General features: G+C 43.7%; 16 protein-coding genes and 2 pseudogenes. 9 read left to right on the forward strand and 9 right to left on the reverse strand.

The features are described from left to right. From GBV73_RS07930 to GBV73_RS07940, 3 genes and pseudogenes are all read right to left on the reverse strand, one after another. Positions 1-122, reverse strand: a 122-nt coding sequence (locus tag GBV73_RS07930) for an excisionase family DNA-binding protein (protein WP_152880586.1), incomplete at its 3' end; no start/stop codon positions are given. Between the two features lie 62 nt (positions 123-184). After that, a pseudogene (locus tag GBV73_RS07935) lies at positions 185-649 on the reverse strand (adenosylcobinamide amidohydrolase); the annotation flags it as partial. Between the two features lie 38 nt (positions 650-687). After that, on the reverse strand, positions 688-1,230 hold the full coding sequence (locus tag GBV73_RS07940) for a 50S ribosomal protein L16 (protein WP_152880588.1): 543 nt from the start codon (positions 1,228-1,230) through the stop codon (positions 688-690). A gap of 315 nt (positions 1,231-1,545) precedes the next feature. On the opposite strand from GBV73_RS07940, the gene GBV73_RS07945 reads away from it, so the two are divergent. The 6 genes and pseudogenes from GBV73_RS07945 (at position 1,546) to GBV73_RS07970 (ending at position 8,512) form a co-directional block, all read left to right on the forward strand. Further along, a complete protein-coding gene (locus GBV73_RS07945) occupies positions 1,546-2,274 on the forward strand; it encodes a sulfite exporter TauE/SafE family protein (protein ID WP_172967218.1) in 729 nt (242 codons plus the stop codon). 51 nt (positions 2,275-2,325) lie between these two features. Next, positions 2,326-3,786, forward strand: a complete 1,461-nt coding sequence (locus tag GBV73_RS07950; protein ID WP_152880592.1) for an S-layer protein — start codon at positions 2,326-2,328, stop codon at positions 3,784-3,786. A gap of 177 nt (positions 3,787-3,963) precedes the next feature. Beyond that, positions 3,964-4,932 (forward strand): annotated as a pseudogene (locus GBV73_RS07955) (MFS transporter); the annotation flags it as partial. A gap of 56 nt (positions 4,933-4,988) precedes the next feature. Beyond that, positions 4,989-5,963 carry an MFS transporter gene (locus GBV73_RS07960; RefSeq protein WP_253910333.1) on the forward strand — a complete coding sequence of 325 codons (975 nt, stop codon included), beginning with the start codon at positions 4,989-4,991 and terminating at the stop codon, positions 5,961-5,963. Between the two features lie 66 nt (positions 5,964-6,029). Beyond that, positions 6,030-8,252: a DHH family phosphoesterase gene (locus GBV73_RS07965; RefSeq protein WP_152880596.1), complete on the forward strand. Its 2,223-nt coding sequence runs from the start codon at positions 6,030-6,032 to the stop codon at positions 8,250-8,252. Between the two features lie 41 nt (positions 8,253-8,293). Further along, complete coding sequence (locus GBV73_RS07970) at positions 8,294-8,512, forward strand: hypothetical protein (RefSeq protein ID WP_152880611.1); 219 nt, start codon at positions 8,294-8,296, stop codon at positions 8,510-8,512. A 107-nt stretch (positions 8,513-8,619) separates the two neighbouring features. Here the strand turns inward: GBV73_RS07970 and GBV73_RS07975 are convergent, their stop codons facing one another. Next, positions 8,620-9,795 (reverse strand): MFS transporter, encoded by a 1,176-nt coding sequence (locus GBV73_RS07975; protein WP_152880599.1) that lies wholly within the window; start codon positions 9,793-9,795, stop codon positions 8,620-8,622. Between the two features lie 158 nt (positions 9,796-9,953). Beyond that, the gene (locus GBV73_RS07980; protein WP_152880613.1) at positions 9,954-10,340 is read right to left on the reverse strand and encodes a PaaI family thioesterase; all 387 of its coding nucleotides are present in this window, start codon (positions 10,338-10,340) and stop codon (positions 9,954-9,956) included. Between the two features lie 155 nt (positions 10,341-10,495). Here GBV73_RS07980 and GBV73_RS07985 point away from each other — a divergent pair, with 155 nt between their 5' ends. Beyond that, on the forward strand, positions 10,496-10,903 hold the full coding sequence (locus tag GBV73_RS07985) for a DUF2240 family protein (RefSeq protein ID WP_371717061.1): 408 nt from the start codon (positions 10,496-10,498) through the stop codon (positions 10,901-10,903). 2 nt (positions 10,904-10,905) lie between these two features. After that, complete coding sequence (locus tag GBV73_RS07990) at positions 10,906-11,451, forward strand: nicotinamidase (protein WP_152880603.1); 546 nt, start codon at positions 10,906-10,908, stop codon at positions 11,449-11,451. Here GBV73_RS07990 and GBV73_RS07995 read toward each other — a convergent pair. The 3 genes from GBV73_RS07995 to GBV73_RS08005 are packed head-to-tail and all read right to left on the reverse strand — an operon-like array spanning position 11,432 to position 14,214. Further along, positions 11,432-12,424, reverse strand: a complete 993-nt coding sequence (locus GBV73_RS07995) for an AI-2E family transporter (RefSeq protein ID WP_152880605.1) — start codon at positions 12,422-12,424, stop codon at positions 11,432-11,434. The two genes, GBV73_RS07990 and GBV73_RS07995, sit on opposite strands and share 20 nt — an antisense overlap. A gap of 20 nt (positions 12,425-12,444) precedes the next feature. After that, on the reverse strand, positions 12,445-13,281 hold the full coding sequence (locus tag GBV73_RS08000) for a 7-cyano-7-deazaguanine synthase (protein ID WP_042697395.1): 837 nt from the start codon (positions 13,279-13,281) through the stop codon (positions 12,445-12,447). A gap of 18 nt (positions 13,282-13,299) precedes the next feature. Beyond that, positions 13,300-14,214: a radical SAM protein gene (locus GBV73_RS08005; protein WP_152880607.1), complete on the reverse strand. Its 915-nt coding sequence runs from the start codon at positions 14,212-14,214 to the stop codon at positions 13,300-13,302. A gap of 67 nt (positions 14,215-14,281) precedes the next feature. Here GBV73_RS08005 and GBV73_RS11165 point away from each other — a divergent pair, with 67 nt between their 5' ends. Next, positions 14,282-14,443, forward strand: coding sequence for a hypothetical protein (locus GBV73_RS11165; RefSeq protein WP_172967219.1), 162 nt, complete (start codon positions 14,282-14,284; stop codon positions 14,441-14,443). Here the strand turns inward: GBV73_RS11165 and GBV73_RS08010 are convergent. Beyond that, positions 14,433-15,278: a class I SAM-dependent methyltransferase family protein gene (locus tag GBV73_RS08010; protein WP_152880609.1), complete on the reverse strand. Its 846-nt coding sequence runs from the start codon at positions 15,276-15,278 to the stop codon at positions 14,433-14,435. The genes GBV73_RS11165 and GBV73_RS08010 overlap by 11 nt on opposite strands. Between the last annotated feature and the right edge of the window lie 195 nt (positions 15,279-15,473).

Here is a 15,473-nt window from a genome sequence, read left to right on the forward strand (position 1 = left end):
GGAATTCTGTATTCTTTTCCGACCCTGTATGCTTTAATCTCGCCGGCTTTGATTTTTCTGAGGAGTGTCGGCTTGCTGATGCCAAGGAGCTGTGCCGCTTTTCCCGTCCTATAAAGCTTCATACTGCACACCCCTATTACAAACAATGACACAAAATATATAAACTTTACGATTTTAACCATTTAGAAAACACCCCTATTCCATCGCTTGTTGTTCCAGTGGCATTATAGCCGAGATCCAATAGCGTGTATGTTTTTGCTTCTGTGGCCGTCATTATTGCATTTGCCATAGCCCCAAGAGTGAGCCCTTCTTTAATAACCAAAGCTATGTTGATTGTTTTGCTTAAAAATCGGGGAGGCTCATCTCCAGCTATTGCAGGATTAGTTATTCCAGCTGTGATGTAGGCCCTAACGTTTCCAGACTCTGCAATAGAGAGAACCTTTTCTATATCCGCAGCAGTCATGAAACCTACAAAATTCTTCAGCCCATTTGCCCTCTCAAATTCAAGACAGTCCTTCTTGTAATCGCCATCATAATTTCTGTGAACCTGCATGAAAAAGAACCCGTTAGCTCTGAAAACTCCACCATTATGGGGCGCATTACTGAGAGAAATCATTTGAGACTTAAAAGGGTGTACAAATGCCCTCATGAAAGAAAAGGGAAAATTAAGGTTAATAAGCTTTTACCTCAAAGTGTTGATAGTACTTTGGTTGTTACGTCGTTTCCTTGCTTGTCGTAGATTCTGTAGTAGCACTTGCATGGGAACTTCATGCTTGCTCTCTTCATAGCTTCTAGTGCAAATTTTAAGTGCTGTCTGTTGACTCTGACTGTGATGATCTTTTGGTCTTTCTTAAGTCTTGCAGCAAGTCCAATTGGCTTTCCAAAGGGCCTTCTCATACCGTTACCATAACGGTCAGCTTTTCTTCCTGTAGCCATTGGGTTCTCTCTAAGTACCTGGAATGGGTAAACCCTTATCTTGAAGTGGAAGTTGCTTCTACCAACGTTTTTGGTAAGGTATCTGTTGACTTGGGTTCTCGCAGCTTCGAGGGCGTTTTGTCTGATCTGGACTGGTTCAGCTGTGTGAAGGCTAACCTCAAACTCAAAGTCTCCGGCAGGGTTTCCCATGTCGAATATGGTAATCCTTGGACCGGGAGCACCTCTAATGTATTCCCTTCTTGTGTAAGCCGGCTTGTCAACGTATCTGTCAATCTTAGCTGGTCTCAAAGCCATATCTCTCACCTCCCAAATGAGCGCAATCTAAAAGTAAGCACTTTGCTTGGCTTATAAAAGTTTTGGATTCTTGACTTGAAAGCTTTTCGGGTGTGGATATATAAATGTTTTGTAGTTGGGCTAATGGGTTAACAACTTTTCGAGACGCTCAATAAGACGATTTGATAAGATCATGAGCTCTTTCAGCTTGTGTAGGATATCACAGGACAGCTCCTTTTTCTTGTAGGCTGGTTATATTTTAGACTTCTCTTGCTGAAAATGTCGAAAGATAAACCTTTTTATATTTTTAAGTCAAAGTATTTCTGGCGAATTAACATGAGAGAAGCCCTTCTCTTACTCGTGGCGGGATTTGGGGGGTTCATAGGTTCTTTAATGAGCGGGGGGAGTTTAATAACCCTATTTATCCTTACACTTTTTGAGATTCCCACAAAGACTGCCATAGGGACATTAAAAATGGTTATTGCGGTATTAACCCTCGTGTCTTCTCTTACATACCTTAAAGCGGGCATCTTAAATTTGAAGATGGCTTTTACTGTTGTGTTCTTTTCCTTAATTGGCTCCTACGTTGGTAGTGCTTTCCTGCTTAGTATGTCTGAGGAGACTGCAAATTTTATCGTAATGGCGTTTCTCATAATAGGAACGTATTTTGTGCTAAAAGAGCCACAGGGGGAGCCTGTGTTTAGTGGTAAGCTGGCTCAGTCTATTGTTGGACTGGCAATCGGTATCTACATAGGTGTTTTGGGAATAGAATCGACTCTTGTAGTAATTTCTCTCCTGAGAATGTTCTTTAGACTGGATATTTTAAGGGCAAACGCAGTGGCGAAGGCGATCATTTTCTTTAACAACCTTGTTGCCTTCATAACCTATGCAGAAAGCGGCAGCGTTGATTATTCTATCGGACTGCTTCTTATGTTCCCCGTCATTATAGGTTCATGGTTGGGGGCCAAGACTGCCCTTAAAATGGATTCCAAACACCTCAAGGGAATGTTCATTGGTATTTCTCTGCTGACTCTGGCTAATCTCTTGAGAAATTTAATAGATTAAACGTAAATGTTAATAACATCAAAATCGAAAGATGGGTAGAGGTGAATAAATATGAAGAGGGCTTTGGGTTTTGTAATGGTGTTGTTGTTTTTGTCCAGTGTGGGAATTGCCAATGCATACAGCTTTTCAATAGACTCGACGAACGCAGTCATTGTGCTTCCCACTACAAAGGTTGTAAACAATCAGCCCCTGCACATAAACGAAGATGCAATCGCTGGAGCACGGTTGGGAGCATTCTTAGTTCTTAAGGGAATAAGACCAAGCTCATACTCCACATACGTTGAGGTTCCCGTGAAGTACAGAAGTGTGATTATCCCGGATAACGACCAATACTATAAGTTAAGCGAGACTGACATGCCTGACGTGGGCTTAGCCCTTGGAGAAGCTCCAGAGGGGGATAAAATTGTTATTGCAGTAAACTTTTCGAAGGTTCTCTACAATTCAACGTTAAAGAAGGCACAATTTGGGGATAGAAGTGTAGAGATAGTATTTAACGAAAACACAACACCTCTAAGCCTTGGGGGACAGAACTCAAAACTTGTATCAACAGTTGAAGATGGAAGGGATACCCTTTACATATATTCCTACGAAAAGGAAAGTGACTCAAGGGCTCTTGGGAGCACGTTAACAGTAAATGGATGGAGGATTTATTTTATTGACATTGATACCGAGCAGAAGAAAACACTTGTGGAGATAACATATCCGAGCGGAATGGAAAAGACTCAAACACTTTACAAAGAGAAGTACTACGTTATGTATATAGACTCTCAAGGTCAGGAAGACTTTGAGATTTATGATGCTTATCCCGACGGAAGGATTGAGACTCTGCTGAAAGAAGGTGTTCAAAAAGTCCTCGTGTTCACTCCTTCGGACTTCTTCGTAGGTATTGGCGGTACCAAGCAGGTTACTTATGAGTACGAATACTATGAAAAAACCACAAGATATCAGGATGGGGACGAGTATAAAGGTCAGTGGGTATGGGATATTGATCCCTCAAACTACATATTTACCCTCTATCTCCATATTGACCCTGAAAATGGATTCCCAGTCGTAACTTTAGGGGAAGGGGATTCCTTGGATCTTCCTATGTTCTCCCTCAGCATCTTGCCAGAATTTGAAAAAGACAACGAGGGAGCTATAACTGGAGTAAAAGGATATAGATTTTTGAAAACCACGACAGTAAAGCAGAAGATCACCGTAGAAACGACAAAAGCCAATGTTGTAAGCGACGTTAACTCCCTCATAATCACCGATGAAGAGCTTTCGAGCCTTCCAAGTGATAAACATGTAATAATAATCGGAGGATGGGTCAGCAACAAAGCTTGGAAGGTCTTAGAACAAAATTACAATTCAGGAGCGATAGAGAGTCTCAAAAACGACATAATGAACAATGGCTATGTCGTTGCGATTCTGGACAATCCAAACAATCCGAACTTTAAGGTCATAATCCTGGCAGGGAAGGATTACATACACACAAAGAAAGCCGTAGATGAATTTATGTCCAAGGCTTAGTCTATTCCTTTAATTTTTAAATTTTTGAAGAAATGGCACTTATTTTACCGAGTTCTGATTATAGCGCGATTAAGTTGGCTTCTCTTATTTTACCTGTCTGAGGCATGTCGAGAGTGTATTTAAAGCTTTCTACTTCATTTCGATAAACTTATAAACGCTATGATATATAATTCAACCATGCTCCGGAACTACAACAGAGACGCAAAATTGTTAATAGCTGCCAATGCAGCAGGTCAGCTGTTTCTCCAGTTCTCTATATTCATCATGCCGTTTTACCTTCAGGCTTTGGGTTATGGGATGGATAAGATGGGAATTTTCTTCTCAATTCAAACCTTTGTTGGTGGACTTTTCTTCTTGGTCTCTGGGCTAATATCCCTCAGGCTTGGATATAAGAAAACTCTGCTCCTTGGAGCGTTTCTTGGACTGATTGGAAGGATACTTCAGGTTTTGGCGCTCAATTTCTATGTCCTCGCTCTGGGGTTCTTCTTAATAGGTGCCAATATGGGGATAAGACAACCCAACTTTTACGCTTTACTCAGTGAAGAAGTGGACGAAAAGCAGAGGCACCATGCATTTTCTATAAGCTTTGGAATTGGGACGATTCTAAATGCTTTAGGGGTTTTAATTGCAGGATTTGCCCCGGATTTCCTTGTGGAGACCCTTGGGATAACAAATGAAGTTGCTTACAGGCTTGTTATCTCCCTGGCAGTCCTTCAGTTTGCCCTTGTGATTCCAATCCTTTTGATAATCAAAGATGTCCCCGTAAAAAACCCGCGCATAAACTGGAGAAAAGAGCTTGTTGTAAAGATACTCAAGTTCTCTCTCCCCTCGGCTATGATAGGTCTGGGAGCAGGGATAACGATCCCCTACATGAGCCTCTACTTTAACCTCCGCTTTGGGCAAACATTAGCAGTTATAAGCGGGGTTTTCTTTGCCCAGCAGCTTGTTATGGGCGTTGGTTCCTTCGTACTTCCGAAGCTTGTGGACAAAATTGGTCCCGTAAAGACAATTTCCCTCTTTCAAAGCACCGCCGCTTTTCTCTTTGCGATATTTCCGTCATTGGAGCTATTTCTTCTCGCTGCCTTTGTTTACATAATTAGGTCGATCCTCATGAACATAGTCTGGCCCATAAACGATGCTTTTATTTTTCCAAAATAGGAATTCTCTTTTCGGTCTCTACTGCAGCTGAGGCAATTGTTCTTTTGGTTTCTGGACATTTAAGCGTTAAACTTGGATATAAAAGGACAATATTGGTTGCAGTTGGCATATATTTTGTTGCAAGACTTATTCAGGTTTTTATTCCGGAATTTTGGGCTCTTGCTCTTGCATCTGCTCTGCTGGGAGCGGGAATGGCACTTGAAAGTCCAGCACTGATGTCTCTCTTAAGTGAAGAAGCAAGTGAGAAGAAGAGGCATTACCTGTTTAGTCTAAATGCGGCCCTCGGGACAATAGGTTCTGCACTGGGAATGTATTTGGGAGGAGCACTACCTAGCTTTTTCGATAGCACCAATCCATATAAAATGACTCTTCTTTTTTCAGCATTGCTTATTCCAGTTCAGGGAATTTTTATCTTTCTAGTTTCTCCAGTTCTAAAAAGAGAAGAAAAGAAACTTAAACTCGAAAGGGAACTTTTGATAAAAATTGCCAAGTTCTCATTTCCTTCAGCCTTAATAGGCTTAGGGGCTGGAGTTACAATACCATATATGGGATTGTGGTTCAATAAGCGATTTGGAACCAGTTTAGAAAGTATTGGTGGCCTTTTTGCTATTCAACAGTTTATAATGGGTGTTGGAACGTTCACTCTTCCTATGATAGCTGACAAAGTTGGAAGTGTTAAGACGGTAGTTGGCTTCAATGGAAGTGGAACTCTCTTAATACTTTCAATGCCATTTTCACCTGTTTTTCCAATTGCGGCAGTTGTTTATACCATTAGAACTATACTCATGAATATCGTCAACCCAATATGGGATTCCTTTATGATGCGCTTTTTCACTAAGGAGGAAAGAGCAACCGCCGTATCATTGAGAAGTTTCTCATGGACGGTCACCTTTGGTATCGGCCAGTTTATAGGTGGAAAAATTTTTGATTTTTCCCTTGTGATACCGTTCTTCATAACCGGAATCCTGTACGGTTTCTCTATGATAGCTTTCTGGATACTTTTCTCAAAGGAGGAATAAAAGAAAGAGTTATAAGCTTAGCTCGGTCTCATTCATTAGTCTACTTTTGTGAGAGAGGTGTGAGAGATGGCAGTGAAAGATTGTCCTGAATGTCATGGAAGCGGGAAAATAAAGAATGGCGAGAAGGAATGTGAGGTGTGTAACGGCTGGGGTTACGTTTCAGCTGATTTTAAGCTGGAAGATAAGCTTAAAGGATACAGGAATTTGGATTATTTTGGGGTAGAAGATGAGGTAGATGAGATTCCTTGCCCGGAGTGCCATGGCAAAGGGACTGTTCCCGTTTACGATACCTGTCCAACCTGCGGAGGAACGGGTAGAGTGTTGGTTTGTGATATCTGTGGAAAGGTTAAAGAGCCCTGGGAACCCGGAATGGAGACTTCATGGGTATGTTCAGAGTGTGAGAGGAAGTATAAAGTGGTTTACGTTCTTGACAAGACCTGTGACTATGAGGACGTAGAGATAGGGAAGGTTTACAAGGGTGTTATCGACAGGGTAGAGCGCTTTGGAGTGTTTGTAAGGCTTAACCCCCATGTAGTGGGATTAATAAAAAGGAAAGACCTCCTTGGGAAGAGGGAATACACTCCTGGGGAAGAAATTCTTGTTCAGGTTTTAGATGTCAGGCCTGAGAAGAAGGAAATAGACCTCATAGAGTCTGCTTTGAGACAGTACAAAGAAGTGGTTGTTAAGAAGGAGCTTCCGGTTACGGATATTGGGGCGTTGACCCAAGAAATGGCAGGAAAGACTGTGAGAATCAGGGGTAAGGTAACTCAAATACAGGTGACTGGAGGCCCAACTGTCTTCACGATAACCGATGGCACGGGCATAACTTGGGCAGCTGCCTTTGATGCCCCCGGCGTTAGGGCTTACCCCAATATTGAAGTTGGAGACATAGTGGAGGTCATTGGAAAGGTTTCGTTCCATGCAGGCGAGATTCAGATAGAAATAAGCGATATGTCCCGTCTCTGGGGGCCAGAGGCTGCGGAGGTTAAAAGAAAAATAGAGGAGGAACTCAACAAGAGGGCACAGCCCGAGGATGTTGGTTTCCTTGTTGAAAGCGAAGTTCTGGAGAAGCTCAAGCCGAAGATCATGAAAGCTGCATTCATAATAAGGAAGGCAATATTCGAAGGAAGGCCTATAATCGTGAGACACCACGCAGATACCGATGGTTATACGGCTGGTTTGGCTCTTGAATACGCTATAGTGCCGCTTTTAGAGGAAATTTCTCCAGATCCACAGGCAAGGTGGAAGTTCTTTAAGAGAAGACCAAGCAGGGCTCCGTTTTATGAGCTTGAGGACGTCCTTAAGGACATAATCTTTATGATAGAGGACCACGAGCGCTTTGGAGACCCCCTTCCGCTCCTTGTGATAGTAGATAACGGAGGCACAACTGAAGATATTCCGGCTTACAGGCGTATAAAGGCTTACGGAATCCCAATAGTTGTCATTGACCACCACGATCCAAGAGATTTCATAAGCGAGGACAAGGCTGCGGTAGATGAGTACGTGGACGTTCATGTCAATCCTCACCTTGTAAAGAGGGGCTACTATGAGCTAACAGCAGGAATGCTCGCAACTGAAATAGCGCGCTTTATCTACCCACAAGTTGAGGATAAAATAAAGCACCTCCCGGCCATAGCCGGAACGGGGGATAGAAGCGACGCTCCAGAGTTTCAGCAGTACCTCAAGATAGCCAAAGAAAGCAAAGGTCTTAACGAAGAGGATTTGAAGAAGATAGCAGAGGTAGTTGACCACGAAGCCTACTACTGGAAGTTCATGGATGGGCACGGCATTATAGATGAGCTCTTCCTTCTTACCGGCAACCTGCAGAGGCACAGGGCGTTGATAGACTCAATATATCCTGAGGTAAAGGAGAAGCAGGAGAAGGTTCTCAAGGCATCTTTGCCCCATGTTAAGAGCGTTGTGCTGCCAAATGGAATAAGGTTCAATACCATTGATGTAGAGCTCTATGCTCCAAAGTTTGAGTACCCGTCCCCAGGAAAGCTCAGCGGGCTGATTCATGACCACTTCAAGGAGCAGTATGGAGAAGATTCTCCAATCCTGACCCTGGCGTATGGGCCGGATTTTGCTGTTGTCAGGGCAAGTGATGGAATGCAGGCGTATAACTTTGACCTCAACGAGATAATAAAAATACTCCAAGAAAAGCTCCCGGATGCCGGAGTTGAGGGCGGTGGTCACAGCTTTGCAGGATCAATAAAATTCTTTGAGGGCAAGAGAAAGGAAGTCCTTGAGGAGTTCGCAAAGCAGGTTGTAAAGCTGAAGAGAAGTTAAACCTTTTATACCCACACTTCCATTTTTCTTTGGTGATAGCCATGTATATGGCGGAGTTCAAACTTAGATATGGGGATAAAAAATGGTACGTAAGGAGAATCGTTGAGGCTGATTCTTTTGAAAAGGCAAAAGAACTTGCGGAGCGCTATGTAAAAGCCATAAACAAAGGCGAAGTCTTCTGGGAGCTTAGTGACATCTTTGAAGTTGAAAAGCCTCTTACAATAACTGAAGAAATGGTCGAAAAGCTCGAAAAGGCTTAACTCCTTATTTCGTCGGTGTAGTTTGTGTGCAGTACCTCTTTTCCTTCTTCAACGTTTTTTATGCTTTTTAATCTCCTCAAACTCCAGAAAAAGAAAATTGGTAAACGTTAGTCTCTGACGAGGAGAGCCATAAGGAGCATCGCCACGAGATTAATGATAGCTGCGTAAATGAAGCCTACCTTTAGGGAGTATGTCTGCCACAGATAGCCGACTATCACAGAGGCGGGGAAAACAAAAACCCCAAAGACCGTGTGGTATGCCCCTATTACGGTTCCCTTTTCAAATTCCCCGGCAAGGTCTGCCATATATGCTCTTGGAACCGTGTCTTCTATTGCCATGTAAACGCCGTAGAAAACAAAAGCAAGAAGGAGCATCGGCAGGCTTGTAGAATATGCAAAAAGAAGTGACGCTATCATTGCAATTCCGAACCCTGCGGTGATGATGGCTTTTTTGCTGACCCTATCGGAGTAATAGCCTATGGGGTATGCTATCAGAGCGTAGATTGCGTTGAACACCGCATAAAATCCAAGTCCTTGGAGAACGCTGTAGCCGAGTTCTTCAGCCTTCCATAAGGTAAACGCATAGCTGTACCTGCCGAGGGCGGCTAAAGCAACAACCACCAAGAACGTTCTGAGGTTTTTGCTCTTTAGGGCTGATATTCCCTTTATCTTCTTCTTGACCTCGTCTCCTTTATCTTTTACCAGCAACAGCACAAGGAGAACTCCCACAATGCCCGGTAATGCTGAAAGCAGGAAAACGTAGCGGTATGCGGTCTTTAGGGGGTAGCCATGTAGAAGGGCCAAAAGTCCTATAGCCGTTAAAGGGCCGGCAACAGCTCCGAGCGTATCCATCATCCTGTGAAAACCGAAAGATTTACCACTCTTACCTTTTTCACTTGACTCCGCTATTAGGGCATCTCTGGGGGCGGTTCTTATGCCTTTCCCAACCCTGTCCAGAACTCTAAGAGCTAAAAAGTCCCACCAAGAGCGTGTAAACGCCAAAGCCCCCTTTGAGATCGTTGAGAGGAGATACCCAAGGGCGACAAATATTTTTCTTTTTCTGAACACATCGCTCACATAACCAAAAAGGACTTTGAAAAGGGAGCTTAGGCTTTCTATAAGCCCCATTATCGAGCCACTCGCCGCTTTTCCTACCCCCAGAACATCGGTCAGGTAAGTTGGTACTATAGGAGCTATCATTTCGCTGCTCATATCATTGAGAAAGCTGACAATGCCAAGGAGAAAAACGTTCCAGCTTATTCCAAAAATCTTCTTTTCTTTCATTCCTTACCCCCCACGGTTAGCCAAGCCCTTTCGTAATAAACCCCATTTATAAGCCTCCTGCTTTTAGGATATGCCTCCATAAAGCCAAGACAGTGTGTCACATCATACCAGACATTAACACTGTGTTTAGTCCAGCATAAAATTTTTGAAGAGAAGAATCACTGGAGCACATGCTTTTCCAGCACATAGCAGTAGAATTTGCCCTCAAGAACTTTTTCTTGGTTTTGGTTGAATACCTCAACAAATACAACCTTTTTCTTTCCTTGGTCTTCCTCCACTTTTGCCTTGGCAAGGAGTTCGTCTCCAACTTTTACGGGCTTTGTGAACTTTACTTCCGCTTTTCCAAGCACCACAGTGGGCTCGTTAACAGCTAGCATTGCGGCATAATCGGCTAAACCAAATGTAAAGCCGCCGTGGACTAGACCGTATTCATCGACCTTCATTTCCTCTCTTGTCTTGAGTTTTACCTCTGCGTAGCCCTCTTCGATTTTTACAGGCTCTCCAACAAGCCCTTTGGAAGTTAATAGGTGGGTTCTCTGTTCCATTATCACCACCAAAGTACGTATATCTTCACCGGAATATAAACTTTCACGTTATCTAAATTTGATGGGGCCATCTGTTGAAAGATGCTCCTCCGGGGCAAATGAGCGAGCCTTAATCTGGCAAACGTTTTTATTTTTTGAGTTCCTATTTATCCTTGGTGAGATTTGTGGAGGCTTTGAGGCATGCAATCCTCTATAAGGGTTCGAACGAATTTTCAAAGCCTGAATTAATAGGAACCATTGTGCTTAAACTCCGTCTCATGGATTATAACGAAGCTAAAATCTTGATTGAAGAAGCCATAAAAAGAGGTATTATCGAGCAAAAAGAGGAGAAGCTAATAATTAGGGAGGACTTTCTTAAAGAAGAGGAAACGAGAGAAGATGTTTTTGGTGAGATGGTAGACTACATTGCCAAAAAACTCGGCTGGAGCCACCTGGAAGTCCTCGAAGACCTGGAAAAGTTTTCTGAAAGGTATGGAGATTTAGACAAGAAAATAATCGCCTACCTTTATGGTCTGGACAAAGGGATTGATATGTCAAAGTTTAAGGATAAACTAGAGGTGTGAAAATGGAGGCGTTGATAATAGTTGACATGCAGAGAGATTTCATGCCCGGCGGAGCCCTTCCAGTTCCGGAGGGAGACAAGATAATTCCGGCGATTGAAGAGCTTATTAAAAAGTTCAAGAAGAAAGGGGGCCTTATCATTGCAACAAGGGACTGGCATCCTCCGGACCACATAAGCTTTAAGGAACAGGGTGGGCCTTGGCCGAGGCATTGCGTTCAAAACACCGAGGGGGCTGAGATAGTCGTCAGCCTCCCTGAAGATGCAATAATTATCTCAAAAGCGGACAGGCCTGACAAGGAGGCCTATTCCGGTTTTGAAGGCACAGGGCTGGCAGAAATACTGAAGGAAAAGGGAGTCAAGAGAGTTTACATCTGTGGGGTTGCCACGGAATACTGCGTCAGGGCAACAGCTTTGGATGCCCTGGAGCATGGCTTTGAAGTTTACCTCATTAGAGATGCCGTCAAAGGAATAAACCCTGAAGATGAGGAAAAAGTTCTCAAAGAGTTAAAAGAAAGCGGGGCAAAGATAATCAGCTCTGCTGAGCTTTAATTCTTTTCCACTCTTTCAGCAGTGCGGATACAAGGTTGAGGACTATCGGGCCGATTATTAGGCCTTTAACTCCAAATGCCCATGCCCCACCGATCATTCCAACCAAGACCATTATCTCGTCTAGCTTGGCTTCTTTTGCGACTAATTTTGGCCTTATTGTAAAATCTGGGAGCGGAGAGACCAGTGTAGCTCCGTAAATGGAGATTGCAACCGCTCTTAGCAAATCTCCCTGTCTTAATAGGTATATGGCTGCAGCAAGCCATATAATCCACCCTTCGAAGAGGGGAATAAAACTGAAGAGTATCGTTAAAAGCCCAGCGAGTAGAGCTGTTGGAAAGTCTGTGATGCCAAATCCCCATAAGCCCAAAGTCATTAAGATTCCCTTGGCAATGTTGAGGATGAGCCATGCTCTTATGAGGGCCTGCAGCGTAATGTCTGCTCTCTTTAAGAGTTTTTCCCCCAAATTTTCACGTCCGCCAGGGATCAGGCAGTGCATTTGCCTTTTTATCTCTTCTGAGTTTACGAGAATAGCGTAGAACATAGTTAAGAAAACCACCAGCTGAAGGAGGTACTTGGGTATTGAGAACGCATAGTTCTGTGCATATTCGGTCAATTTTGGGGTAAGCTGGGAGTAGAGCTTTTGGAGTACTTCGTGAGCACCAAAGGGCAGTTCAAGGGTTAAGCTCCATGAAATGAATGCCATAATATCTTCGTAAAACGAGACCACTAGGTTCTTGATTACAAGCACAAGCTCCACGGTAATAACTGCTGAAAGTCCAATTAGCAGAGCTGTTAGGACTAATGCTGATTTTTTACTGTCGATTCTTTTTGATAGGCGGTTGTGGATTGGCAACACTGCATATGCCAGAATAGCAGCAAAAAATATCGCCGAAAGAAGAGGAGCCACTGTTCTCCATGCAAGATAGAGAATTATTAACGCCACAACACCCCATACAACTTCTTCCGCCTTCATGGTTTCCCCATCTTACTTGATTAGGGCTGATTGGTATTAAGTTTTTCTATCAACCCAAGTTTTTCCAGAACTTCTTTTTCAAGTTCTTCGGGAATTTCTGGCTTGCCGACCTTCTTCAGGGCTTTCTCTTTGTTAATTAGCCCATACCTCACCAGGGCCGCAATCCTTCTCGTCTCAAAGCTGTAGCCGTGTCTCTCGTAATACCTCTTGAGCGCCGGGCCCAGAATCAGGCAGTTCGTTGTATAGCCGGCAAGCTCTGGGAGTTTAAAGGGCAATTCTCTGAGAATCTCAAACCTCTCTTCCTCACTCATAAGGCTCAGCAGCCGGATTTGAACTATTCCTCCGCTCATAAGCCTGTAGGGGTGGTGGCCAAAGGGCAGTTCATGTCCGGTTATTATGTACTTGATTCCATTCCTTAGGGCGTACTTTCTAAGCTTCTCCATGGTTCTTGAAGAGCACTTTTTGCACGGGGATTTGCCTTTAAGGAGGGCTTCTTTAAAGATGTCGGAGTAGTCATAGCGGAGAATAGTCAAGGGGACATTGAGGTATTCTGCTATCCTCTTTGCATTTTCTACTGCTTCCTTGGCCATAAAGCCGTGGTCGACCATTACAGCTTCAACATCGACGCCATACTTCTCCTTTGCGAGGTAAAGGGCAACTGTGCTGTCTTTTCCACCTGAAAATGCCACTATGGCTTTGTCCACTTTTTTCATAAGCTCTTCAAGCTCCGCCCTTATCTTCTCTTTATCCGGCTTGTGAGCTAAGTAATTGAGGCACTCTTTGCATAACGACCTTCCATCGACGATTTTTATCTTCGCTGTTCTTTCGTCATTTATGCAGAGGGAACATTTGAGCATTTTTGCCCACCACATTTCTTAAGGCTCTTCGAGCTGAAGCTTCTTTCTCTTTACTATCGGTGCCACGTCCCTTCCTATTCTTCTTGCGCTGAAGAGAGTTAAAGCATCCATGGTTCTATAAATGGCAAGCTGGCAGCCGCTTATGCGGACGTCTATGTATTTTTTGGCCTCCATTGCCGCCTTGAGGTATTCCCTTATGCTCTCTGCCCTTTCAAAGTCCAAACCTGCCTTTCTAAGTCTCTCCTCGTTGAGTTCGTGTATGGTTAAGGGCTGGAGCATCATTTCATCAACTCCAAGAGAAGCAGCCAACTCTGCTATCTTTGGAATATCCTCATCGTTTATCCCGGGCATAAAAATGGTTCTCACAACTGAGCGAACGGATTTATCTGCCCCAACTATTCTGAGAGCGTTAACAACGTTGTCAAAGGTGTCTGCATTGGTTATCATTTTGTGTTTTTCTCTGGTTGCGGCATCTAAACTAATCATCACCAGATCAAAGTCAAGCTTTTGCCAGAGCTCTTCGGTTAAGAGGGAGCCGTTTGTTTGCAGGTCTAATCTGGCATTGGGGAAGCGCTCACGGAGCATCCTATTTACCTCAACTATTTTTGGACTCATGAGAGGCTCGCCATACTGGGAGACGGTAATTGCGTAAGGATCCTCCCACCCGTAGTAGCCGGGTTTTGGAGCTTTTCCGAGCTTTACGGCTACATTGGAGTAGCAGAATATACAGTCGTGGTTGCAAGCGGGAGTGAGCTCGTAAGAGGGATGATGAACTGGATTCTCTATGCTCAAATCTAAACCCTGACAGCCTTGGCAGTGAGTTGGAACGATTAAATCATCAATGAACTTCTTTAAGAGTCTCGCCTCTTTGTTTTCCAAAATTTCTGGCTCTATACCCATTTTCCTCGCAAATTCTTCCCAGCTGTATTTCATTTTCTCACCGAGAGAGGATGTGGGAAAGCATTAAAAAACTTGACGCTTTTGAGCTCCTGGTGGTTTCATGCAGCTGACAGTAAAAAGGAAGGCTTTCCTTGAAGAGATTCCAAAGGTTGTAGAAGAGCTCATTAAAGAATACGGGAGCCTGTTGAAAACCATAGAAATCAAAGAAGACGAGAAGGGCTGTTATACCATTTGGGCTACCTACGAAAGGCCTACTTCTTGAAAACCCTTATGTCCAGAACAACGTGCCACACTCCGGGAGCATAGCGTTTGAGTATTCTGCTCTCCAAAAGCTCGCTCTCGTATCCGTGTTCCCGCGCTATTTTTTGGAAGGTCTCAAAGGGCTCCCTTGGCATCAGTCTCTCGGGAACGGTGTTGTGGTAGTGGATTATCGCTTCATCTTTTGCTATCTCCAGCGCTTTTGGAATGAATTCATGGGTTCTAACAACATAGCCCATCAAAATCCTATCCGCTATGTTCTCTCCTTTGAATTCTCTGTTGTCGATGTTGTAGGCTGTCATCCTGTCCTGGACTTTGTTGAGCTCTATATTCTCAACTAAGAATCTGAAAGTGTAAGGGCTCTTTTCGATTGCTATCACCCTAGCACCGCAGTGCTTTGCTATGGGCAGGCTTAGATGTCCCACTCCGGCAAACATATCCACAACAAGCTCATCCGGCTTTGCAATGCTGGCCATTCTGACCCTTTCCTTGACGTTTGCAGGGGAGAACATAACTTTAGAGGCATCAAACTTGTAGAGAATTCCATTTTCCTTGTGAACTGTTATCGGATCATTGCCGTAGATTATCTCGTAGTTGGTCTCTCGGAATTCTCCTCCAATCCTTCCTTTCCGCAGGACTGTTTTGACACCCAGAACTTCCGCGTAGACCTTTGCAATCTCGTGTTTATACGGCAAAAGCTCATCCCTCAGGGGAAGTATTAGAACATCCCCCAGCTGAACCCAGTGCTTTGGGAGAAGGTCAACTAACTCGGGAGGGAGGATTTTGCTCAATATCTCCCTTATACGGGGCTTTATAAGCTGGGTTCTTCTCTTTTTCATACTGAGGTAAGCTTCAAGAACTTCCTTAAAACTTTTTGGTTTGTGAAGGTTCTTTTTCTTGGATGGTAATTTCGGCAAAAAACGATGGAAAAAGCTTAAAAAGGTGTATTCCCTAGGAGGGCGTGTTTAGTTTCACCCCCTGTTATTTAAACAGTATTTGACTCTGAGGAGGATTTTCAGACCATAACACATTAC

Source organism: Thermococcus sp. 101 C5 (genome assembly GCF_009372125.1).
Taxonomy (GTDB): domain Archaea; phylum Methanobacteriota_B; class Thermococci; order Thermococcales; family Thermococcaceae; genus Thermococcus_A; species Thermococcus_A bergensis.

Excerpts from the sequence above, each read along its gene's own strand:
- GBV73_RS07940 (WP_152880588.1), bottom strand. The coding sequence starts at position 1,230 with ATGGCTTTGAGACCAGCTAAGATTGACAGATACGTTGACAAGCCGGCT.
- GBV73_RS07945 (WP_172967218.1), top strand. The coding sequence starts at position 1,546 with ATGAGAGAAGCCCTTCTCTTACTCGTGGCGGGATTTGGGGGGTTCATA.
- GBV73_RS07950 (WP_152880592.1), top strand. The coding sequence starts at position 2,326 with ATGAAGAGGGCTTTGGGTTTTGTAATGGTGTTGTTGTTTTTGTCCAGT.
- GBV73_RS07965 (WP_152880596.1), top strand. The coding sequence starts at position 6,030 with ATGGCAGTGAAAGATTGTCCTGAATGTCATGGAAGCGGGAAAATAAAG.
- GBV73_RS07970 (WP_152880611.1), top strand. The coding sequence starts at position 8,294 with ATGTATATGGCGGAGTTCAAACTTAGATATGGGGATAAAAAATGGTAC.
- GBV73_RS07975 (WP_152880599.1), bottom strand. The coding sequence starts at position 9,795 with ATGAAAGAAAAGAAGATTTTTGGAATAAGCTGGAACGTTTTTCTCCTT.
- GBV73_RS07980 (WP_152880613.1), bottom strand. The coding sequence starts at position 10,340 with ATGGAACAGAGAACCCACCTATTAACTTCCAAAGGGCTTGTTGGAGAG.
- GBV73_RS07990 (WP_152880603.1), top strand. The coding sequence starts at position 10,906 with ATGGAGGCGTTGATAATAGTTGACATGCAGAGAGATTTCATGCCCGGC.
- GBV73_RS07995 (WP_152880605.1), bottom strand. The coding sequence starts at position 12,424 with ATGAAGGCGGAAGAAGTTGTATGGGGTGTTGTGGCGTTAATAATTCTC.
- GBV73_RS08000 (WP_042697395.1), bottom strand. The coding sequence starts at position 13,281 with ATGCTCAAATGTTCCCTCTGCATAAATGACGAAAGAACAGCGAAGATA.
- GBV73_RS08005 (WP_152880607.1), bottom strand. The coding sequence starts at position 14,214 with ATGAAATACAGCTGGGAAGAATTTGCGAGGAAAATGGGTATAGAGCCA.
- GBV73_RS11165 (WP_172967219.1), top strand. The coding sequence starts at position 14,282 with ATGCAGCTGACAGTAAAAAGGAAGGCTTTCCTTGAAGAGATTCCAAAG.
- GBV73_RS08010 (WP_152880609.1), bottom strand. The coding sequence starts at position 15,278 with ATGAAAAAGAGAAGAACCCAGCTTATAAAGCCCCGTATAAGGGAGATA.